This is a genomic window from Amycolatopsis coloradensis, assembly GCF_037997115.1.
GTDB classification, from domain to species: domain Bacteria; phylum Actinomycetota; class Actinomycetes; order Mycobacteriales; family Pseudonocardiaceae; genus Amycolatopsis; species Amycolatopsis coloradensis_A.
This window is the reverse complement of record NZ_CP150484.1, coordinates 2,030,979-2,050,887: the sequence shown is the minus strand read 5'-3', so window position 1 is coordinate 2,050,887 and position 19,909 is coordinate 2,030,979. Positions and strand designations below refer to the sequence as shown.

Sequence of the window (19,909 nt, the reverse complement as noted above, 5' to 3'; positions counted from 1 at the left end):
AGGTCCGTGAAGGCCTCCTTGCCTACCCTGAAGGTAGGGAAGGAGGCCTTCACGGACTGCGGGGCGAGCGACGGCGGCGGTGGCGTGGTGGGTCGAGACCGCCTCAGCCGCGCTGGATCTCGGGGAAGACCTCGCCGACCAGCGTGACCAGTGACTTACTGAGCAACGTGTGCACCTGCGCGCGATCGAGCGAGCCGCGTACGAGCCATTCGCGGCCCGCCGCCTTGACCATCCCGCCGAACGCGCGGACCAGCGCGTTCAGCTCCTGCCCGTGTTCGCTCTCGCGGGAGAGCCCGACCGCTTCGAGCACCCGGTCCGCCGATTCGCGATCGGCCTCCTCCAGGATCCGTTCGACTTCGAGGTCGCGGCCGATGCCCTCCGGCGCGATCGCGGCCAGCCACATCCTCTCCTGGCTGGTGACCATGTCCAGGAACCAGTCGATCGCGACGTCGGCCCGCAGTTCGAGCGGCCCTTCCGGCAGGATCTCGACGGCGAGCCGCGGCACGGTCAGCGCCCGCCGGATGATCTCCAGATAGAGCTCGCGTTTGGTGCCGAAGTAGTGGTTGATCAGCCCCCTGGCGACCCCGGCCTCCGCCGCGATGTCCGAAGTGGACACTTCCGAGTACGGGCGGTCGGAGAAAAGGCGGGCCGCGCAGGCGAAGATCTGCTCCTTGCGTTCGTCCGGTTCCAGTCTCCGCCATCTCGGCGCCGGCTCGGTGGTCATGTGGTCAATCTTCCCACGATCGATTCAGCGGGGCCGGGCAAGCGGCCGAATTCCTGTGACATCAAAAGGCAAAGTGTCAGTTAATCCGGCGTGTACCGTCTGTTGGCCCGCTGGTCTTTACCGTCTTCATTCAGGTGGCATGCCGTGCGCGCTGTCGGGGCGCGTTTGCCTCCTACCGGCCCGGCCTGGCGAGTAACCCCCCCTAGCTCGCCAGGCCCGGGCCTTCTTCTTGCGGTGAGGGACGTTCGGCGGGCAGAAGCAGCGTGAACGTCGTCGGCGACGGGCTGGTCAGCCGCAGCCGCCCGCCCTCCGCCTCGGCCAGGCTCCGCGCCAGCCGCAGCCCGATCCCGTTGCCTTCGTGTTCCTCGGTCCGGTCGGCGGTCGCGAACGGATCGCGACCGTCCGGGATGGCGCCCTCGTCGCTCACGTCGATGGCCAGCGCGTCCCCGGCGTCGCGCGCGAGGACGGAGACCGTGCCGCGCCCGTGGGTCGCCGCGTTGTCCAGAAGCACGGCGAGCACCTGCCGCACCGCCGCGTCCGCCGCCCGCGCCGGGAGGGCCTCTCGTCCGCTGATGCGCAGCGCCCTGCCACGTCCGGCGAGCAGACCGTGCCAGGTCTGCCGGACCTCTTCGAAGAGTTTGCCCAGGTCGAGCCGCGCTCGCGGGGCCCTGGTCTGCTTGGCCAGCGCCAGCAGGTCGTCGATGGTGCGCTCCAGGCGGTCGGCCGAGGCGATGCCGTCGCGGATCGTCGCGTAGGGGTCGCGATCGGGGCTCTCCAAGGCCGCCTCGAGCTGCAGGCGCAGTCCGGTCAGCGGCGTCCGCAGCTGGTGGGAGGCGTCGGAGGAGAAGGTCCGCTCGCGTTCCAGCGTCTCGCCGATCCGCTCGGACGTGACGTCGAGCGCTTCGGCGACCTGATCGATCTCGCGGACCCCCGTCCGGCGGGCGCGGACGGTGAAGTCGCCCTCGCCGAGGCGTTCGGCGGTGGCGGCCAGTTCCTCCAGCGGGCGCGCCAGCCGGGTGGCGATCCGGCGCCCGATCAGCCAGCTGGCCCCGATCGCGAGCCCGGCGAGCACGATCATCTTGATCCAGGTCAGCCGGATCTGGGCGTCCAGTTCGGACCGGGGGTGGGCGGCGCGGACCACGCCGACCAGCGACTGTCCGCTGAGCACCGGGACGGCCAGGACGATCTCGTCTTCGCGGGTCCCGGTCGCCATGTCGGTGTAGTGCGCTTCGCGGACGTATCGGTCTTCGCTGGCCGGGCCGTTGCCTGCCAGGAGCCTGCCGGTCGGGGTGTAGACCGCGACCCTGATCCCGCGGATGCGGTCCTTGTCGGGTTTGATCGGTCGGAGTTCCGGGACCCGGCCGTTGGCGAGATCGCCGGTCACGTCGAGCACGACCGTGTCGGCGACCCGTTCGAGATCGTGGGTCGAGTTGCCCTCGTGGAACCTGGCGACCGCGACGGCCAGCGGTGCCCCGAACAGGGTGATCGCCAGCACCGCGGCCAGCACGGTGAGAGTGACGATCCGGCGGCGCACGGACAGAGTGTGGCCGACGAGCGTGAGGATCACCCACCCGACGCGATATTTTGCCGTCCGTTGACCTGAGATCAAGGCGGTGTTGACCCCGTTCGCCTTACCTTGGGGCCATGCGCCGACGTGCCGCCGTCATGGCAGGCCCGGGGCCCGGATCCGTCCCCCTCGTCCGGTTCGCCGTCCCGGGCGAGTGTGTGGCCGTGCTGCCCGCCGGAAGCGGCGACACCCCCGGCGGAACTCCTGGTGTCGGCATGCTGCTCAGACGCGGCAACCTCTTCGATCACCTCACGGTCGCGCGGAACGTCGTGCTGGCGGGACGGCTGGCCGGCCGCTCCCTCCGCGCCGCGGACGACCTGCTCGAACTGGTCGGCCTGGCCGGACGCGGTGACGACTACCCTGGCACGCTGTCCGCGCTGGAAAGCGCGCGTGCCGGAGTCGCCGTCGTGCTGGCCGGAGCCCCAGAGACGTTCCTCGCCGACGAGCCTGCCGGTGAACTCGACGGTCTCGCCGCACTCGAACTGATGGATCTGCTGTGCGCCGTCGCGGCCCGCGGGACGGCCGTCGTCGTGGCGACCCGCGACCCCGAGATCGCGGCGGCCGCGCACCGGATCGTGAGAGTGGCGTGACGGCACCACTGGTCCGCACCGACGAGCTGGCGCACACCTATGGTTCCGGGCTGACCGCCGTGGTCGCCGTGCACGGCGTCACCTGCGAGATCTGCGCGGAGACCCGCGCGGTGGTGACCGGCAGGGCCGGTGCCGGGAAGACCACGCTGCTGCATCTGCTCGCCGGGATGAAGAAACCGACGGCGGGCACCGTCGACTGGCCAGCCTTCGAGCCGTCGCCGCCAGGCCCCGACCTGGTCGGGCTGATGCTGCAGGACGGCGGGCTGCTGCGCGATCTCGACGTCCGGCTCAACGTCGCCCTGCCGCTGGTGCTCGCCGGCCGGACCGGCACCGCGGTCCGCGACGCCGTCGACGGCGCGCTGGAGCTGGTGGGCCTGGCGGGCTTCGCCAAGAAGGCGCCCCGCGACCTGACCGGTGAGCAGATCCGGCTGGCCGTCCTGGCCAGGGCGCTCGCGCCCGCGCCGAAACTGATCCTCGCCGACGACCCGGCGGGCTGGCTCGACCAGCGCGAGGGGGAGCGGCTCCTCGGCAGGCTCCTGGGGGCCGCGGACCAGCTGGGCGCCGGACTGCTGGTGGCCACGGCCGAAGAGGCCCCGGCCGGGCTGTTCGGCGAGCGCTGGGGGATGGTCGACGGGAAGCTGGTGCGGGACCGGTGATCGCGGCGATGGCGTTGTGGGTCGGCGGGATCGCGCGCGTGCGCCCCGCCAGGCTCGGTGTCCCCGCGGCCGGGGTCGCGATCGTGACCACACTGCTCGCGGTGCACGACTGGACCTGGAGCCCGGCACCGCGCTGGATACCCGCGATGGTGCTCGTGGTGCTGCTGGCCACCCCCTCGGCGCGGGTGCTGCGGGCGGATCAGGACCTGCTGCGCGCCCGCGGCGCCACCGGCGGGCAGGTATTCGGACTGGCCGCCGCCGAAGCCGCGGCGGCGGGGCTCGCCGGCGGCGTGACCGGGGTGACCCTGTCCCTGGCCTGTGGCTTCTCGACCGGCACCGGCGTAGCGGTCGTCCGGGAAATCGTTCTCTTGCTGGTCGCCGGGCTGCTCGTCGCGGCACTCGCCATCCTGCCCCCGGTGCTGCGCGAGTGGTACTTCGTCCCGGCCGACGGCGGGCCGCCCTGGTGGTCGCCCTACGGCATCGACCTCATCCTGCTCGCGCTCGCCTTCGTCTGGCCGCTGTTCGGCTGGGCGGGCGGCACGATGCTGTTGTGGCGGTTGGTGGAGCTGGGGCTGCGCAAGGGGAAGCGGGTGATCGGCGGGATACTCCGGCCGCTCGTTTCGGGGCTCGCGGGCGTGATCGCGCTGTCCATTTCGTGGCGGAGCGCGCTCCTGGCGCGATCGGTGGTGCTGGTCGCGCTGGCGGTGGCGTTCGCCATCTCGACCGCCCTCACCAAGGACGGCTGCGGCGAGGCCGAGGTGGATCTGATCGCGTCCCTGATCCTCGCGGCCGCCGCGGCGGGCCCCTCGTTCGGGGCGGCGCTCAACGAACGTCGCCGCGATCTGCTGATCGTGAGCACGCTCGGCGGGAAACGCCGCCAGGTGGCGGCGTTCATCGCGGGCGACGCGCTGGTGGTCGGCGGCGGCGGCCTGATCGCAGGGCACCTGCTGGGCGTGCTGTTCGTGTTCCTGGCGCAGGTGGAGAGATCACCTTCGCCGCACGGGTACTTCGGGTTGCTGGCGGTGGTGGTGATCGTGTCGTGTGTGGCGGCGTCGGCGCGGATCGCGCAGCTTGCCGCCCGGGACGAGGTCTCCGACCTGCGCGACTACTAGGCCGTGTCCCGTGCCGTCAGGGGCCGCCTGGGCGCGGAGACCGCGAACATGACTTGCAGGACACGGCCTAGCTCTCGAAGGGCTGTTCGAGACGGTAGCCGTGGCCGCGCAGCGTCGAAATCCTCGGCGCCTGCTCGGGGGTCGGCGCCGACTCGGTCAGCTTCCGGCGCAGCGCGGCGATGTGGACGTCGAGGGTCTTCGTCGAGCCGTACCAGTGCGCGTCCCACACCTCCGACATCAGTGTGTCCCGGCTGACCGCGACGCCCGGCTGCTCGGCCAACCGGGCGAGCAGGTCGAACTCCTTGGCCCGCAACGAGATCTCCCGTCCGCCGACGCTGACCCGCCGTCCGGCGGTGTCCACCCGCAGATGGCCGATGGCGATCGCGGGCCTGCTCTCCGGCGGAGCCGTCCCGCGCCGCAGATGTGCCCGGACCCTGGCGAGCAGCTCGCCGAGCCGGATGGGTTTGGTGAGGTAGTCGTCGGCGCCGGCCTCCAGGCCGACGACGACGTCCATCTCCTCCTGCCGTGCGGTCAGGATGACCAGGACGGCGCCGGGAAGCTCCGCCCTCAGCCGACGGCAGACCTCGACCCCGTCCAGATCCGGCAGGCCGAGATCGAGCAGGACGAAGTCGATGCCGCCGTCGGCCGCGGCCGCGAGCGCGGTGCGGCCGTCCCGCTGCCAGGAAACCTCGTAGCCGTGCAGGCGGAGAGTCGATTCGAGGACACCGCCGATCGCGTCGTCGTCTTCCACCACCAGCAGTTTCGGCATGCGGGGGAGCTTAACCGTTGAACACTGTTCTTTTCGGGTATGACGTTAGGAACACCACGCATTCCGTAACGGGGCGCTAACGGTTCCTTCGATATGTCCATAAAGGACAGAGTGCGGCCGCGACGAGGCACAGCCAGGCGAACACGTCACCGACACGGCTGTACACGGTCTGTGTTCTCGGCTGCACCGGCAGATCGGCGACGAGCGTCTGCTGATCCGTGCGGTAGTAGTCGGCGTGCCCGAGTACCCGGCCCTGGCTGTCCACAGCTGTGGAATTCCCGTGGATGGAGTGCCGGAAGAGGGAGTAACCGTTTTCCACCGCGCGGAAGCCCGCCTTCTCAGCGTGCAACGAGCCGAAACCCGGCCAGTCGTTGGCGGGGACGAGCATCAGCGAGGTCCCCTTGTCCGCGGCTTGGCGCATCAGGCCGGGAAAGTCGGCGTCGTAACAGATCACCGCCGCGAGCCGTCCGTACGGCGAATCCGAGGTCGGGACGTTCCCCGGGCCGGGGGTCATCGGCTCCATCGGCGTCGGATGCGTCTTGTCGTAGGTCCACAGCACCTCGCCGGACGGCCCGACGAGCACGGCCACGTTGCGGATGTAGGGAGCCTGCGACGTGTAGAGCGCGTACGCGAGCCCGACGTGGATACCGGCTTGTTTCGCTTGGTCGCCGACCCGCTTCAGCAGCGCCGCCTGATCCCGTTCCAGGACGCGAGCATGAGTTTCCGGCCAGAGCACGATCTTCGCCCCCGCCGACGCCTGCTGCCCGGTCCTCGTCACGAGATCGTCGGTGACCGGCGCGAACGCCGTACCTACCGCGACCGGGTCGGCGGCGGCGACTTCCTCGGCACGCCAATACTTCACGCCGATGCGCTCCAGCGCGTCGGAACTCGACCGGTCCGCCTCGGACGACGGGCTGATCCCCGCGATCCGCACGGTCTCCGTCGTGGGAGCGTCGAACAGCAACCGTGAGCCACCGGCGGCGAACACCACGCCGAGCAGGCAAAGGTGGACGAGGACCGTGCGCTTGACCGGCCGCCATCCTTCCGCCCACACGGTGTTCGCCACCGACGCGAACCACGCGAGAACGAAGGTGAGTCCGTACACGCCGGTCACTGACGCCGTCTGGAGCAGGGGCAGGTTCGTGGCCTGGGTGCTGCCGAGCGCGCCGAAGTCCCCGAAGCCGGTGATCACCGTGAAGAGGTACTCGCCCGCGACGAGTGTCACCGGGAAAACCAGTGTCCTCACCGGCCCGGCACGGTCGGCGAGCAGCCGATCGGCCAGGAACGCCGTCGTCTGAAGCACGGCGAGCAAAGTGAAGGCGAACAGGGCGGAGAGCACGAACAGGAGACCGGTGACCCCGAGCCAGAACAGCTGTCCGATCAGCAGGGACAGGCCCACCATCAGGATCGCGCGCCGGAGCGGGACCAGACGGGCGTAGCGGAGCAAGAAGACCGGGAACACCCAGGCCGCGAGCGGAACGTTCCAGTCGGTGTGGACGGCGAGCAGGAGCAACGCTGTGCCCAGCCACCAGAGCAGCCGTGGTTTCATACCGCGAACGGTAGGAAACCACGGCCGCCCGGACAGCGGACCAAGGGCAGCGAGCGACCCTTACTTTCGTCAGGAAACGTGGTCCCGGTAGGCCTGGACGGTCTCCGCGAGCACCTCGCCACCGGGGCGGCGCCAAAGGTCGGCGTCGAACACCTCGACCTCGATCGGCCCGGTGTACCCGGCGGCCTCGACACACGCCTTCAGATGCCGATGGTCGATCGGGCCGTCGCCGGGCAGCGCCCTGCCGAGCAGGGTGTCGGTCAGGGGCACCTTCTGGTCGCAGACGTGGAATCCGGCGATCCGGCCCGCCGCCGCGGCGATCGACTCCTCGATCCGCGGGTCCCACCACACGTGGAACTCGTCGACGATCACGCCGACCTGGTCGGCCGGATGTTCCCGCGCGACCGCCAATGCCTGGTCCACTGTGGACAGGACCGAGCGTTCGGCGCACTGCATGGGATGCAGCGGTTCCAGGCCGAGGCGGACCCCGCGCTCACCGGCGTACGGCGCCAGCTCGCCGACCGCGTCCGCGACCCGCTGCCTCGACGACGCCAGGTCGCCGTTCACCCCGCCGACGACCAGGACGAGGACGTCCGCGCCCAGTGCGGCGGCTTCGTCGATCGCCTCCCTGGTCTGCGCGACACCGTCCACAGGGGACCCTTCCGGGGTGATCCCGGTGAAGAAACCACCGCGGCACAACGACGACACGCCGATGTCGTACTCCTTGAGCAGTCGGGCGGTCTCCTCGACACCGGTCTCGGCGACCTTGTCCCGCCACAGGCCGATCCAGCGGACGCCCGCTTCGGCGCAGCCCGCCACGGCTTCCGGCAGCGACCAGGCCTTGGTGGTGATCTGGTTCAGGCTCAACCGGTCCATCAGAGCACCCCCGCCGCGGCCAGCAGCGGCCGCATCCGCGCGACGGCGAGATCCGGGTCGGTGAGCGCCCCCGCGGCGTCCGCCAGGCGCAGCAGCTCGGCCAGATGCGTGATGGAGCGGGCCGACTCGCGGCCGGCGACCATGCGGAAGTGGTCCTGGTGCCCGTTGAGATAGGCGAGGAAGACGACACCGGTCTTGTAGTTCCTGGTGGGCGCCCGGAAGATGGCCCGGCTCAGCGCCACCGTCGGATCCAGCAGGCCGTGGAAGCCGTCTTTGTCGCCTTCGTCGAGCCGGGCGAGCGCGGCGCCGGCGACCCGCGCGACGGCGTCGAAGATGCCCAGAAGCGCCTCGCTGTGGCCCTGGTCGTCCCCGGCGATGAGCTCCGGGTAGTTGAAGTCGTCGCCGGTGTAGCACTTGACGCCGTCGGGCAGCGCGCGGCGGAACTCGGTCTCGATCGAGGCGTCGAGCACCGACACCTTGACCCCGGCGATCACGCCGGCGTGCTCGGCACAGAGCCTGCCCAGCTCGTTCGCGGCCGCACGGACGTCGCCGTGGCCCCAGTAGCCCGCCAGCGCCGGGTCGAACTGCTCGCCCAGCCAGTGCAGCAGGACCGGGCGGTCCGCGCCGGAGAGCAGTTTCCCGTACGCGGCATGGTAATCCGCGGGCCCGGCGGCCGACGCGGCGAGCGCCCGGCTGGCCATCACGACCGGGATCGCGCCCGCCTCGCCGACCAGGTCCAGCTGCTCGCGCCAGGCGTCCACAATGGACCCCGCGGTCGCTTCGCCGTCGGGAAGCTGGTCGGTGCCGACGCCCGCCACCCACGGCCGTCCGGCGGCGAGTGCCCCGGTGCGCCGGATGAGGTCCTTGGTGGTGGCCCAGTCCAGGCCCATCCCGCGCTGCGCGGTGTCCATCGCTTCGGCGACGCCGAGACCGCAGGACCACAAGTGCTCGCGGAAGGCGAGCGTGGTGTCCCAGTCCAGCACCGCGCCTTCTTCGGGGTCGGCGGGGGCGAGCGGGTCGGCGACCACGTGCGCGGCCGCGTAAGCGATCCGGGAGGTCGGCGGCGTCGCCGGTTTCGCGGGCGTTTCCGCCCCTCGGGGCGTCCACTCCGCCAGTCCGCCGTCGGCGGTGGGCAGGGCGATCAAGGTCATCGGGTCTCCGTGGCGCGGGGGCGAGAAAGCGCTTTCTCGGGCCACGGTAAGTCACCTCGTGGGCCGCACACAAGGGTTTCGGCGTCTATTGGTGAACCCGCGTCCGCGATCGGCGTCGGCAGGGCGCTGTTCGGGCGTCCTCGTCACGGATGTGGACAAGGCGCCCCGCCACCGCGATAGCGGGGCCTTCGGCAGGGGCGGGTTCACGCGCTCGGTCGCCTTTGCGGGTCTGTCTTCAGCTCCGCCAACAGGCTCAACGCGTGGGAGCGGCGGCGCTGCGGCGCAGGACGACCTCGCCGGACATCTTCACCACGCGTGGCCGGGTGCCGGGGGAGGCCTTGAGTGCCAGGTCCATGGCCCGTTCGCCCAGCTTCTCCAGCGGCAGCGCGACCGTGGTCAGCGCGGGCGTGAGATCGCGCACTACCGGGATGTCGTCGAAGCCGGCGATCGACATCTCGCCGGGCACGGAGACCCCGGCGTCGCGCAAGGCCGACATCGCGCCGATCGCCATCACGTCGGTCACCGCGAACACACACGTCGGCCACTGCTTGCGCGGCCGGGCGAGGACCTTCTCCATCGCCTCGTAGCCACCGTCGCGGGTGAACGCCGCCTCGAAGACGTCGTCCTCGGCCAGTTCGACACCGTGCTCCAGCAGTTCCGCGGCGAACCCGTCGAGGCGGTCGACGACGGTGGTCAGGCTCTTCGGCCCGGCGAGCACGGCGAAGCGCCGGTGTCCCATGTCCAGCAGGGCCTTCGCCAATTCGGCGCCGCCACCTCGGTTGTCGGGCTGGACGGTGTCCACTTTGAGCCCGCGATGCCTGCTGACCGCGGCGACATGCCCGCCGCCGCGCCGGTACGGCTCGAGTTCGGCGGCCATCGCCTTTTCCCACGCCTTGTCCTCGAACGCGGAACCGATCAGCAGAATGGCCGACGCGCGCTGGGCGCGCAGCGTCGAAACGTAGGCGACCTCCTTGGCCGGATCGCGGAACGTGCTCGCGAGCATCACCAGAAGATCGTTTTCACTCGCCACGCGCATGACCCCGCCGGCGATCGCGGCGAAATACGGATCGCCGACGTCGTGGCAGATCACCCCGACGGTGGGCTGTGAGCCACCGGCCAATGCCTGAGCGTGAGCATTGGGGGTATAGGACAGCTCGGAGGCCGCGGCGATCACTCGTTCGCGGAGATCTCCCCGGACGGTGGCGGTGCCGTTGAGTACGCGGGACGCGGTCGCGAGCGATACGTCCGCGGTGCGCGCCACGTCCTCCAGCGTCACGTGGGGGCGAGCCTTCATCGATCCTCCAAGCGGGCGTTTGGGGCATAGTGGCGGATATGCTCGGCCTTTACCCGGAAATCGAACCTTACGTCCAAGGGATGTTGCCTGTCGGTGACGGCAACGAGATCTATTGGGAGGAGTGCGGCGATCCCGGGGGCAAGCCGGTGATCTTCCTCCACGGTGGCCCCGGTGGCGGTTCGACTCCGAGACATCGCAGACTGTTCGACCCCGACCGATACCGGATCGTCCTTTTCGATCAACGCGGTTGCGGGCGCAGCACGCCGAACTGCGCCACCCCGGAGGCCGATCTTTCGGTCAACACGACGTGGCATCTGGTCGCCGACATCGAGCGCTTGCGCGAGCATCTGGACATCGAACACTGGATGGTCTTCGGCGGCTCGTGGGGGAGTGTGCTCGGGCTGACCTACGCGGAAACCCACCCGGGCCGGGTCACGGAACTCGTTCTCCGCGGCGTCGCCACTTTGCGGGTGAAGGAACTGCAGTGGCTCTACGGCGGGGGAGCGGCGTTCCTCTTCCCCGAGGCGTGGTCGCGGTTCCTCGCCCCGGTGCCGTATTCGCGCCGCCAGGAGAACCTGATCGAGGTCTACCACGAACTGCTGAGCCATCCGGATCCCGCCGTGCACGCCCCCGCCGCGATCGCGTGGAGCCGCTGGGAGGGGGAGACCGTCAAACTGCGCCCTCAGGACGAAGTGATCGACGCGTTCAGCGATCCTTCGTTCGCCCTCGCGATCGCGCGGATCGAGAACCACTACTTCCGGCATGGCGGCTGGCTGGCCGAAGATCAGCTGCTGCGCGACGCCGGGAAGCTCCGGGACATCCCGTGCGTTCTGGTCCAGGGACGCTACGACGTGGTCACCCCGGCCATCACCGCGTGGGAGCTCAGCCAGGTGCTGCCCACCGCGGAACTGAAGATCGCGGGCGACTCGGGTCACGCGTTCGACGAACCCGGCATCCTGCACGAGTTGATCAGCGCGACCGACCGGTTCGCGTCAGACTGGCAGGACGCCGGTATACGCCAGGACGAGAGGAAATCAGACATGCTTTTCGGTGACGAGCACGTCCGTCGCTACGAAGAGACCGACGGCGAGGTGGGCCACGACTGGGAGAAAGGTGCCCCTTGCCTCATCCTCACCACCAAGGGCCGCAAGACCGGCGAGGACCGCAAGTTCGCGCTGATCTACCAGTTCGACGACGACAACAACCCGGTGATCGTGGCGTCCAAGGGCGGCGCGCCGGAGGACCCGGGCTGGTACAAGAACCTGCAGGCCAACCCCGAGGTCAAGGCCCAGGTCAAGGCGGACAAGTTCACCGCGCGGGCCCGGACGCTGGAGGGCGAGGAGCGCGCGAAGCTGTGGGAGAAGCTCGCCGCCGTCTGGCCGGACTACAACGAGTACGCGAAGAAGACCGACCGTGAGATCCCCGTGGTGGTGCTCGAGCGCGTGTGATCCGCGCCGCGTTCGCGCGTGGTTTCAGCCGAACCCGGGCGGGTTCGGCTACGAATTACGTCCATGGTGCTGAGACCCCGTGAACGCTGGACCGCGCTGAGCCCCGCTTCGGGTGACCTGCTGACGTTCCGCCAGATGATCGCCTTCGGCCGGCGCTTCGCCCGCGCCGGCCGGGGCGCCTGGTTCGCCTTCGCGATCAACGTCGTGTGGCCGTTCCTGGTGCTGTTCACCCGGTTCCGGGTGCGCGGCGGGGAGCACCTGCCCTCGTCGGGTGGCTTCCTGGTGGCGTCGAACCACCTCTCGTTCGCCGACCCGACGACGGTGACCGCGTACTGCCTGGCGCATGGGCGCGTGCCGCGGTACCTGGCGAAAGCGAGCCTGTGGGACGCGCCCGTCATCGGCTCGGTGATGCGCTCGGGCAAGCACATCCCCGTCTACCGCGGCGCGGTCACGGCGTCCGACGCGTACCGCGACGCCGTCAGCGCCGTCCGTGAGGGTGAATGCGTCGTCATCTTCCCGGAGGCGACCTTCACGGATCACCCGGACGGGTGGCCCATGCGCGGCAAGACCGGGATCGCGCGGATCGCGCTGGAGACCGGTGTCCCGGTGATCCCGCTGGCGAACTGGGGCACGCACCACCTGCTGCCGTCCGACGCCGTGCTTCCGCGCGCCTTCCCGCGCAAGACGGTGAACCTGGTCGCCGGTCCGCCGGTGGACCTCTCGGACCTCATGACGCCCTCGCCGTCCCGTGAGGTGCTGGAGGAGGCCACGAAGCGGATCATGACCGCGGTGACCGACCTGCTGATCGAGATCCGCGGCTCGCGCCCCGAGTAGGCAGTCTCACCCTTCGGACCGTCCCGGTGAGGGGTAGGTTTCGGGGTATGAGTGCACACTATGACGTCGTTGTCCTGGGGGCCGGAGTCGGCGGTTACGTGGCGGCGATCCGGGCGTCGCAACTGGGGCTGAGCGCGGCGGTCGTGGAGGAGAAATACTGGGGCGGCGTTTGCCTCAACGTCGGCTGTATCCCGTCGAAGGCGCTGCTGCGCAACGCCGAACTCGCGCACATCGTGACCAAAGAGGCGAAGTCGTTCGGGATCCAGGTCGAGGGGAAGGTCAGCTTCGACTACCAGGCCGCCTTCGACCGCAGCCGCAAGGTCGCGGACGGGCGCGTCAAGGGCGTGCACTTCCTGATGAAGAAGAACAAGATCACCGAATACGACGGGCACGGCACCTTCCTCGACGCCAACACCATCGAGGTCAACGGCGAACGGGTCACCTTCGACCACTGCGTGATCGCCACGGGCGCCACCGCGCGCCTGCTGCCGGGCACCACGCGCAGCGACCGCGTGGTCACCTACGAACAGCAGATCATGGAAAACGAGCTGCCGGAGAGCATCATCATCGCCGGCGCGGGCGCGATCGGCGTCGAGTTCGCCTATGTGCTGCACAACTACGGCGTGAAGGTGACCATCGTCGAGTACCTCGACCGGATGGTCCCGCTCGAGGACGCCGAGGTCTCCGCGGAACTCGCGCGCCGCTACCGGAAGCTCGGCATCGAGGTGCTGACCTCCACCAAGGTCGAGTCGATCGACGACACCGGCTCCGGCGTGCGCGTGACCGTGTCGAAGAACGGTGAATCTCGCGTTCTCGAAGCGGGCAAGGTATTGCAGGCCATCGGTTTCCAGCCGCGGGTCGAGGGATACGGCCTCGACAAGACCGGCGTGGAACTGACCGAGCGCGGCGCCATCGCCGTCGACTCGCGCGGCCGCACCAACGTCCCGCACATCTTCGCGATCGGCGACGTCACCGCGAAACTGATGCTCGCGCACGCGTCCGAATCCATGGGCGTCGTCGCCGCCGAAACCATCGCGGGCGCCGAGACCATGGAGCTCGACTTCGTGATGATCCCGCGCGCGACCTACTGCCAGCCGCAGATCGCCAGCTTCGGCTGGACCGAAGAACAGGCTCGCGAAAAGGGCTTCGACGTCCAGGTGGCGAAGTTCCCCTTCACCGCCAACGGAAAGGCACACGGCCTCGGCGAGGCGGTCGGCTTCGTGAAGATCCTGAGCGACGCTACGCACGGCGAGCTCTTGGGCGCGCACCTGATCGGCCCCGAGGTGACCGAACTGCTGCCGGAGCTGACTTTGGCGCAGCAGTGGGACCTGACGGTGCATGAGATCTCGCGGAACGTGCACGCTCACCCGACTTTGGGGGAAGCCGTGAAGGAAGCCGTGCACGGACTCGCGGGCCACATGATCAACATGTAAGCGTGAGCCTGCCCTGACCTGCGGGTTCGCGGGTCAGGGCAGGTGGCAGGCCGTGGCCAGGCCGTCATGCGGCTTGGTCATCAGAGGCAGGGTCGCCGAGCGCGTCGTCGAAGAAGTCGTCGACGGCCTTCCGCGTCCGGGCGTGGCTGCTTGGCAGGAGATGCGTGTACACCCGGAGCGTGAAGCCGGGGTCGGTGTGACCGAGGTACTGAGACAGCGCCTTGATCGACTCGCCAGCATCGAGCAGGACCGAGGCGTAGAGGTGCCGCAGCGCGTGCACGCCGTCCGCCCTGGTCGGCTTCTCCACCCCGGCGTCCTTGAGCGCGGGCAGCCAGAAGTTCACTCGGAACCACTCCGCCCGGAAGACCCGCCCGTACCCGTTGACCATGAGCAGGCGGACCGTGGTGGGTTCGCCGCCCGGATGCGACCAGGGGAGCGTGACTTCGGTCGCCGGGAACTCCTCGGCATACTCGTCGAGGAGGCCGAGCAGCTTCCGCCCGATCGGCACTTCACGCGACTTGCCACCCTTGGGCGGAGCGAACACCGGTTTCCCGGCGACCACTCGCACCTGTCGGGTGATGTACGCCAGGTCTTTGCTCCGGTCGACGTCATCGAGCGAGAACCCGAACAGCTCACCCTTCCGCAGGCCCAGACCGGCCGGGACGTCGACAGCGGGCTTGTACCGCCTCGGGAGGTTGTCCCGCACCGCCCGAGCCCGTTCGCGGGACCAGGGCACGACCTGATTCCGGCTCGCCCTCGGACGCGAGATCACCTTGGACAGCGCCGGATTCTCCGAGATCTTCTTGTCCGCCATCGCGAAGTTCAGGATCGACACAAGGTGCCCGAAGTAGAGCGCTCGCGAGGTCTCCGAGGCTTCGTCGTCCTGGAGCTTCCGTAACCACGTCTGGATATGGCTCGGCCGGATCGACCCGACCGCCTTCTTGCCGAAGTACGGAAGCAGGTGGACCTTGACGCGCGTCGCGAAGCGCTCCCGGCTGGTGTAGTCAACCGTCTGCGAGTCAAGCCAGCTTTGTGCGACGACCTCGAAGAGCACCAGGCCCGCGCGAGGGTCGATGTACTTGCCCTCGCGCTTGTCCGACTCCATCTCGATGAGGAAGTCTTCGGCGCGCTTCTTTTGCTTATCAGGAAAGGACTTTGACCGCTCTTCGTTGTTGGGGTCGAGGTAGCGAACCTTGTACCGCATCCCGACGCCGTACAGTTCGGTCTTCTCCAGAACCGGCTTTCCGCGAGCGTTGAGCCGCAGGTTCCCGTTGGCGTCTTTGGCGGGTTTGTACCAGCGATCTTGGATGTGTCCCATCAGGCGGCCTCCTCAGCAACCCAGGCCCGAACCTTCGTCGGGTCATAGCGGAGGTGACGGCCGATCTTCCGTACCGGCGGCCCCTCGCCGAGCCATTTCCACTGGTAGAGCGTCTTCACTGGCACGCGGAGGTAGTCCGAGACTTCCTCGACCGACCAGAGTGGATCGATGCTGTCCATGCCTTCCCCCTTAAGCCGCGAGCGGAGTTGCCGAAAGATCCGGTGGACTCTGCGCGGCTAGTAGTGCCTTGTCGTACTCGGCTTTCCAGGTGATGCGTTCCGAGATGGCGTGCATGACCAGGTGGTCCCGAGGTGGCACATTCGCGTCGCCGGCGTCGACCTTGCGCCACACCAGCCGGGCCGGGTCCGGTGCCGGTTTCTCGATGCCGACGGCCGCCAGCGCTTCGATCACGAACGCTTTCCGGTCCGCCTTGTGGTCGACGAGCGTCTTCCCGGACCACTTGCGCGACACCAGCACTCGACGACCGGGCAGGCCGAGCGTGGTCCGCCGATGCGCCCGTCCTTTGCAGTGCCCTGGCGTGGTCTTTCCGTTGGCGCCCTTGGGGTTGATGCCGTAGAGCAGCCACACCGCGCAGCGAGGCGAGCAGGGCGTCACGGACAGTTCCGCGTGCAGCCGGTCGTGGTGGTCCTTCTGCCGCGCGGTGTCGGCTTCCACGACCTCACCGGTGGACTTGGTGAGGTACTTGGTCAGATAGCCGATGTGCCGCCCGGCCTCTTCCGTCCCGCCGAGGATGCCTTTCGAGTGCACCTGACGGCCGAAGGTCACCACATGCGCCGGGTTCTCCACGGCTTCCACCGCGTCGTCCCAATCGGTCAGCGGCTCTCGGGTGTCGGGGTCGACGAACACCCTGGCGTCGCCGTCCCAGAGCGGCATCCGGTCGACGTAGACCACTTCGTCGTGCGCAGGCCACCAGACCTGGTGATAGGTCGCCTCGGTGACTTGGCGTATAACGTCGTGCGGCACCGATCCTCGAATCGCCGCGTGCAGGTGTGGGGCGGCGCGTCGTTGGGGTTCGACGGTGGCGAAGTACTGCGCGTCCCAGCCCACGACCCGCCGCAGGTTCTGCCACCAGCGGTCCACCAGTGCGGAGAAGTGCACCGCGTCCCGAGCTGCCCGCCGGTAGTCATAAGTCGACGGATCGACCGGGGCACCATCCGACCGAACGGGGCCGTAGGTGTCGCAGGTGAGCGTGACGAACATCGACGGACGAAACCGTCCCGCGTACTCCCGCCCAACCGTGGTCTTGGCGACATTGCGTCGTGGCAGGTTCGGTGCGTCCTGCCGCCGCTTCGTCGACCGCTTCACCGCCCGTTTCGTGGGCAGGTCGATCGAGGGAAGACGGCCCCGCATCCCGAGTTGCCGAAGTTCCTCGTCGACGCCCTGGATCTCCTCCCGCAGCTCCTCGGCGTCGGCCTGGTCCGTCTCTTGCCGGTAAGCGGCGACGAGGTCAGCCCGAAATGCCAGAAGCTCCGTCTGAACCTCACTCGGTGGCTCTGCGGTGAAGTCAGGTTCTTCGGCCATGTGCCAGCCCTCACGGCACTGAACCTGCCTGAGCGCCTTGGCCTTGCGAGCGCAGGGCAGGCACACCGATTCGATGGTCGAGCCGCACGGGACGGGTACGTAGCGGAGTTCTCCGGTGTCGGTGTCGCCGACCTCCATCGTGAACGGCCGGACACAGACCCCGTGCTTCTCTGCGGTCGCTTTCACCACGTCCGATGCCAGGGGTTCCCGCATCCGAGCGGCCCGAGAGTTGGCCGGCGGGGTCACCGCGGCTTCCTTCGTGCTCATCAGGCAGCCACCTCCCCAGGTGCGTTCCACTGCCGCAGCACGAACACCGGCATCTCCTGCCGCATCCCGGCAGGGAGGTCCGGGAAGGTGGCTTCGTCGAACCAGACGCCGCCGTAGACCACCACGGGGATGCCGCAGGGAGTGCGGCCAGTGAGTTCGAGGTGCACCGAGGCACCGCCCTCAGGACGCCACAGCGACGCCGTCACGTCCTCCAGGGAGTTAGCCCAGGTGAGCAAGCCGCGCGCCACGTCCTCAAGCCGACGAGAGTCGAGCTGCACTGTGATCGGATCAGGCCCCACCCCAACCCGGACCGAGGCAGCCGGAGGCAGCGCGAACGAGTCGAGGTGATCGCGGATAGCGTCGAGGAAGACCATCAGCCGGTTCACGCCGCCACCCCCTCAGGGCCGCGACGGGTAGCCAGGTCGACGACATGAGCGCCGCCATTGGTCACGTAGGTCTCCAGCGCCTTGACCGTCTCGTCCGGCACCCAGCCCGCCCGGACCCGCAGCGGTTCGCGGATGCCTTCGCCCCAGATGTAGCCGACGCCCGCAGCCGACTCCTCGATCCGGTTAGCCCACGCCCCACGCTCATAGGCACCGTCACCGAGAACCATCCCGACGTGCGTCTTCGACGTGACCCGCAGGCACACCCGCCGGGGGAACAGCTCCCGAACCGGAACCGTGTCCTTCGTCGGCTCCTGCACATACCCGCGCACCGTGTAGCCCAGCGCCCGACCTTGAGTCGTCAGGATCGCCACCCGCTCGACGATCGCTTCGCGGGTCTTGCGGTCGGTGTACTTGGTGAGTGCGCCGATCTCGTCGAACTCCAGGACCTCCAACGGGTAGTCGGTGGAGATCGGCACCTCACGGGTGCGTCCGGCGAACTCGCGCTTGCGAGACTCAAGACCGCCGAGCAGGTCGTCCAAGACCTCGATCGCTTCCTTACCGGCGACGCCATAGCGAGCGAAGATCCCACGCCCGTAGGCCAGTTCCATCCCCTTCGGGTCGATCCCCGAGACTCGCACCGTTCCAGCCCGGATCGCCGAGGCCGCCGACACCAGCGGGCACCACATCACCGAGTTCTTCCCAGCGCCAGTGGCACCGGCGACGAGCATGTGCGCGCCCGGACCGGTCAGAGGCAGCCGCCAGTCCTTCCCGTACTCAGTGCGTCCGGCGAACACCCGCCGCAGATCCACGCCGTCGACGGCCGCCAGCTCCGGCAGCTCAGCACAATCCACCGAGGCTGTGAGGAGGTCACGGCGCTGAAAGTCGAGCGAGACGACGTTGGGTTCCAGCTCCCGAACCTGGCACCGCGTGACCTTGCGAGCCACAGCCAACGCGCGGGCGGCGTCGTCGAAGTCCTCCGGCTTCTGACCAGGCACGAGCCGGACACGAACCTCATCCCACGACGGACCCGACTTCACCCCCAGCACCTTCGGCACCTGCACCGCCGTGCCACCCGCAGTACGAGAGACCGCCTTCCGGCGACGGCCAACCAGATTCACCGTCACTTCCACCGGCACGGTGCCGTCAGAGATCGACAGGCCGCAGGCGTGTAGCCAGCCCGGCAGCTTCCGGACGTAGGTGAACCAGCGCAGCCACCACGCCCGCAGGAACCGGCCACAGCACCGGTCGAACGACACCACGTCGAGCAGCCGCCACACCACCAGGACCACCGCGACCGACCCCACCGTGATCGCGAGTGACGGCCAGCCGAGCCACTGCCACCAAGCCACCACCGCAAGGACACCGAGGCTGGTTCGCCAGTGCGTGAAGACCTGTTTTCCCAGCCACCCCAACAACTTCACCGCCGACCACAGGGCGATGAAGACCACCGCAGCCGCAGCCAGGACTTCCGCGATCGTGGCGAGCGCGCGGCCGAGCTTGTGCAGCAGCCACACCACCACACCCAGCACCCCGCCGCCGACGAGAAGGAAACCGATCCCGTTCGCGTTCATCGGCGACCACCGCCGGTCAGATCCAGCGGAAGCATCCCCCGGCACGGAGCGCATTCCGTCTCGCCGGGCAGGAGCTTCGCGAACCGTTTACAGACCGTGCAGCGCGTTCGGGTGACCCCGTCTAGCGGGCGCTTGTTGCCATCGTTTAGCGTTGTCATTGTTCACTTCCCAGTGGTTGTGGACAGCGCAGGACCGGCGAGGTTTCCTAGGCCAGTTACCGGTTCTGCGCCTTACGAGACGAGGGAAGCGCGTGAGGACGTGTTTGTACGCCGCACGTCCCCACGCACGTTTTCCCTACGGCTGTTCAGTTCTCAGCTAGCTTCCGACTTGTTCTTCTGGATCTGCGCAGCCACCTCCTCCGCCTTGCGCTCCTCGTAGCCCACCCAGTAACGGAGTTCGTGGTGGTGCGCGCGATCCACATCGGACACTTCGCGGTACATGCGCGCATTCGCTTGATGGAACTTCAGCCACGTGGTCAGATTCGACCCGGGTTTGGGGCGACGAGCGGAGGCGACGAGGTGCGCGTCCTTCAGCGTCTGCGGCTCATTCCGGCCGGGCGTCGTCATCGCGCACCGTCGCGTGTTTGCCGAGGAACACGGCCAGTTCGTCCGCGCTGTCGCGGATTTGGCGAAGGAGCCGGATGAATTCCGGCCACTCGGCCGGATCGGACGGCGGCAGGATCGCCAGGCTGTCCGGATCCAGGTAGATCACCAGAGCCGGGTTCGCCGAACCATTGCCCTGCATCCCCGCGACCGCCTGCCGTCCCGGCTTCCACATCGCGTTGAACGCCACGGACTCGCCCTTCCTCGCTGTAGGCGCGCA

At 68.9% G+C, this 19,909-nt stretch carries 20 protein-coding genes and 1 pseudogene; 7 read left to right on the top strand and 14 right to left on the bottom strand.

The features are described 5' to 3' along the window. Nucleotides 1–103: 103 nt before the first annotated feature. Nucleotides 104–724, bottom strand: coding sequence for a TetR/AcrR family transcriptional regulator (locus tag LCL61_RS09545; protein WP_340686505.1), 621 nt, complete (start codon nucleotides 722–724; stop codon nucleotides 104–106). Nucleotides 725–926: 202 nt separating this feature from the next. Further along, complete coding sequence (locus LCL61_RS09540) at nucleotides 927–2,291, bottom strand: HAMP domain-containing sensor histidine kinase (RefSeq protein WP_340686504.1); 1,365 nt, start codon at nucleotides 2,289–2,291, stop codon at nucleotides 927–929. Nucleotides 2,292–2,368: 77 nt separating this feature from the next. On the opposite strand from LCL61_RS09540, the gene LCL61_RS09535 reads away from it, so the two are divergent. From LCL61_RS09535 to LCL61_RS09525, 3 genes are read left to right on the top strand one after another with little or no spacing between them, the layout of a single operon-like run. Next, nucleotides 2,369–2,881, top strand: a complete 513-nt coding sequence (locus LCL61_RS09535) for a lipoprotein ABC transporter ATP-binding protein (protein ID WP_340686503.1) — start codon at nucleotides 2,369–2,371, stop codon at nucleotides 2,879–2,881. After that, nucleotides 2,878–3,537 (top strand): ATP-binding cassette domain-containing protein, encoded by a 660-nt coding sequence (locus LCL61_RS09530; RefSeq protein ID WP_340686502.1) that lies wholly within the window; start codon nucleotides 2,878–2,880, stop codon nucleotides 3,535–3,537. The genes LCL61_RS09535 and LCL61_RS09530 overlap by 4 nt, the downstream gene beginning before the upstream one ends. After that, entirely contained in the window at nucleotides 3,534–4,649 is a 1,116-nt protein-coding gene (locus tag LCL61_RS09525) for an FtsX-like permease family protein (RefSeq protein WP_340686501.1), read from the top strand. The genes LCL61_RS09530 and LCL61_RS09525 overlap by 4 nt, the downstream gene beginning before the upstream one ends. A gap of 67 nt (nucleotides 4,650–4,716) precedes the next feature. On the opposite strand, the gene LCL61_RS09520 is transcribed toward LCL61_RS09525, so the two are convergent. The 5 genes from LCL61_RS09520 to LCL61_RS09500 all read right to left on the bottom strand — a co-directional run bounded on the left by LCL61_RS09520 (nucleotide 4,717) and on the right by LCL61_RS09500 (nucleotide 10,288). Then, nucleotides 4,717–5,418: a response regulator transcription factor gene (locus LCL61_RS09520; RefSeq protein WP_340686500.1), complete on the bottom strand. Its 702-nt coding sequence runs from the start codon at nucleotides 5,416–5,418 to the stop codon at nucleotides 4,717–4,719. 76 nt (nucleotides 5,419–5,494) lie between these two features. Beyond that, nucleotides 5,495–6,967: an apolipoprotein N-acyltransferase gene (locus LCL61_RS09515; protein WP_340686499.1), complete on the bottom strand. Its 1,473-nt coding sequence runs from the start codon at nucleotides 6,965–6,967 to the stop codon at nucleotides 5,495–5,497. A 69-nt stretch (nucleotides 6,968–7,036) separates the two neighbouring features. Further along, nucleotides 7,037–7,843, bottom strand: coding sequence for a sugar phosphate isomerase/epimerase family protein (locus tag LCL61_RS09510; RefSeq protein WP_340686498.1), 807 nt, complete (start codon nucleotides 7,841–7,843; stop codon nucleotides 7,037–7,039). Next, nucleotides 7,843–8,994 (bottom strand): dihydrodipicolinate synthase family protein, encoded by a 1,152-nt coding sequence (locus LCL61_RS09505; protein ID WP_340686497.1) that lies wholly within the window; start codon nucleotides 8,992–8,994, stop codon nucleotides 7,843–7,845. The genes LCL61_RS09510 and LCL61_RS09505 overlap by 1 nt, the downstream gene beginning before the upstream one ends. Before the next feature lie 253 nt (nucleotides 8,995–9,247). After that, complete coding sequence (locus LCL61_RS09500) at nucleotides 9,248–10,288, bottom strand: LacI family DNA-binding transcriptional regulator (protein WP_340686496.1); 1,041 nt, start codon at nucleotides 10,286–10,288, stop codon at nucleotides 9,248–9,250. Nucleotides 10,289–10,326: 38 nt separating this feature from the next. On the opposite strand from LCL61_RS09500, the pseudogene pip reads away from it, so the two are divergent. The 4 genes and pseudogenes from pip to lpdA form a co-directional block, all read left to right on the top strand. Then, nucleotides 10,327–11,217: pseudogene (pip, locus tag LCL61_RS42570) on the top strand (prolyl aminopeptidase); the annotation flags it as partial. Between the two features lie 111 nt (nucleotides 11,218–11,328). Then, entirely contained in the window at nucleotides 11,329–11,736 is a 408-nt protein-coding gene (locus tag LCL61_RS42565) for a nitroreductase family deazaflavin-dependent oxidoreductase (protein WP_425342037.1), read from the top strand. Between the two features lie 63 nt (nucleotides 11,737–11,799). Next, nucleotides 11,800–12,570, top strand: a complete 771-nt coding sequence (locus tag LCL61_RS09490; RefSeq protein ID WP_340686494.1) for a lysophospholipid acyltransferase family protein — start codon at nucleotides 11,800–11,802, stop codon at nucleotides 12,568–12,570. A gap of 47 nt (nucleotides 12,571–12,617) precedes the next feature. Continuing rightward, entirely contained in the window at nucleotides 12,618–14,003 is a 1,386-nt protein-coding gene (gene lpdA, locus LCL61_RS09485; RefSeq protein ID WP_340686493.1) for a dihydrolipoyl dehydrogenase, read from the top strand. Between the two features lie 64 nt (nucleotides 14,004–14,067). On the opposite strand, the gene LCL61_RS09480 is transcribed toward lpdA, so the two are convergent. The 7 genes from LCL61_RS09480 to LCL61_RS09450 form a co-directional block, all read right to left on the bottom strand. Then, nucleotides 14,068–15,321: a tyrosine-type recombinase/integrase gene (locus tag LCL61_RS09480; RefSeq protein WP_340686492.1), complete on the bottom strand. Its 1,254-nt coding sequence runs from the start codon at nucleotides 15,319–15,321 to the stop codon at nucleotides 14,068–14,070. Then, nucleotides 15,321–15,500, bottom strand: a complete 180-nt coding sequence (locus LCL61_RS09475; RefSeq protein WP_340686491.1) for a helix-turn-helix domain-containing protein — start codon at nucleotides 15,498–15,500, stop codon at nucleotides 15,321–15,323. Before LCL61_RS09475 ends, LCL61_RS09480 begins: the two co-directional genes overlap by 1 nt. Nucleotides 15,501–15,510: 10 nt before the next feature. After that, complete coding sequence (locus tag LCL61_RS09470) at nucleotides 15,511–17,130, bottom strand: replication initiator (protein ID WP_340686490.1); 1,620 nt, start codon at nucleotides 17,128–17,130, stop codon at nucleotides 15,511–15,513. Next, nucleotides 17,130–17,516, bottom strand: a complete 387-nt coding sequence (locus tag LCL61_RS09465; protein WP_340686489.1) for a hypothetical protein — start codon at nucleotides 17,514–17,516, stop codon at nucleotides 17,130–17,132. Before LCL61_RS09465 ends, LCL61_RS09470 begins: the two co-directional genes overlap by 1 nt. Beyond that, entirely contained in the window at nucleotides 17,513–19,087 is a 1,575-nt protein-coding gene (locus tag LCL61_RS09460; protein ID WP_340686488.1) for an FtsK/SpoIIIE domain-containing protein, read from the bottom strand. The genes LCL61_RS09465 and LCL61_RS09460 overlap by 4 nt, the downstream gene beginning before the upstream one ends. Before the next feature lie 311 nt (nucleotides 19,088–19,398). Next, nucleotides 19,399–19,653 carry an AMED_5909 family protein gene (locus LCL61_RS09455; RefSeq protein ID WP_340686487.1) on the bottom strand — a complete coding sequence of 85 codons (255 nt, stop codon included), beginning with the start codon at nucleotides 19,651–19,653 and terminating at the stop codon, nucleotides 19,399–19,401. Then, entirely contained in the window at nucleotides 19,631–19,879 is a 249-nt protein-coding gene (locus LCL61_RS09450) for a hypothetical protein (RefSeq protein ID WP_340686486.1), read from the bottom strand. The genes LCL61_RS09455 and LCL61_RS09450 overlap by 23 nt, the downstream gene beginning before the upstream one ends. Nucleotides 19,880–19,909: the final 30 nt, after the last annotated feature.

Bases quoted from the DNA above. Each gene is read 5' to 3' on its own strand.
- LCL61_RS09455 (WP_340686487.1), bottom strand. From the start codon at position 19,653: ATGACGACGCCCGGCCGGAATGAGCCGCAGACGCTGAAGGACGCGCAC.
- lpdA (WP_340686493.1), top strand. From the start codon at position 12,618: ATGAGTGCACACTATGACGTCGTTGTCCTGGGGGCCGGAGTCGGCGGT.
- LCL61_RS09545 (WP_340686505.1), bottom strand. From the start codon at position 724: ATGACCACCGAGCCGGCGCCGAGATGGCGGAGACTGGAACCGGACGAA.
- LCL61_RS09515 (WP_340686499.1), bottom strand. From the start codon at position 6,967: ATGAAACCACGGCTGCTCTGGTGGCTGGGCACAGCGTTGCTCCTGCTC.
- LCL61_RS09510 (WP_340686498.1), bottom strand. From the start codon at position 7,843: ATGGACCGGTTGAGCCTGAACCAGATCACCACCAAGGCCTGGTCGCTG.
- LCL61_RS09520 (WP_340686500.1), bottom strand. From the start codon at position 5,418: ATGCCGAAACTGCTGGTGGTGGAAGACGACGACGCGATCGGCGGTGTC.
- LCL61_RS09470 (WP_340686490.1), bottom strand. From the start codon at position 17,130: ATGAGCACGAAGGAAGCCGCGGTGACCCCGCCGGCCAACTCTCGGGCC.
- LCL61_RS09460 (WP_340686488.1), bottom strand. From the start codon at position 19,087: ATGAACGCGAACGGGATCGGTTTCCTTCTCGTCGGCGGCGGGGTGCTG.
- LCL61_RS42565 (WP_425342037.1), top strand. From the start codon at position 11,329: ATGCTTTTCGGTGACGAGCACGTCCGTCGCTACGAAGAGACCGACGGC.
- LCL61_RS09500 (WP_340686496.1), bottom strand. From the start codon at position 10,288: ATGAAGGCTCGCCCCCACGTGACGCTGGAGGACGTGGCGCGCACCGCG.
- LCL61_RS09490 (WP_340686494.1), top strand. From the start codon at position 11,800: ATGGTGCTGAGACCCCGTGAACGCTGGACCGCGCTGAGCCCCGCTTCG.
- LCL61_RS09475 (WP_340686491.1), bottom strand. From the start codon at position 15,500: ATGGACAGCATCGATCCACTCTGGTCGGTCGAGGAAGTCTCGGACTAC.
- LCL61_RS09535 (WP_340686503.1), top strand. From the start codon at position 2,369: ATGCGCCGACGTGCCGCCGTCATGGCAGGCCCGGGGCCCGGATCCGTC.
- LCL61_RS09505 (WP_340686497.1), bottom strand. From the start codon at position 8,994: ATGACCTTGATCGCCCTGCCCACCGCCGACGGCGGACTGGCGGAGTGG.
- LCL61_RS09480 (WP_340686492.1), bottom strand. From the start codon at position 15,321: ATGGGACACATCCAAGATCGCTGGTACAAACCCGCCAAAGACGCCAAC.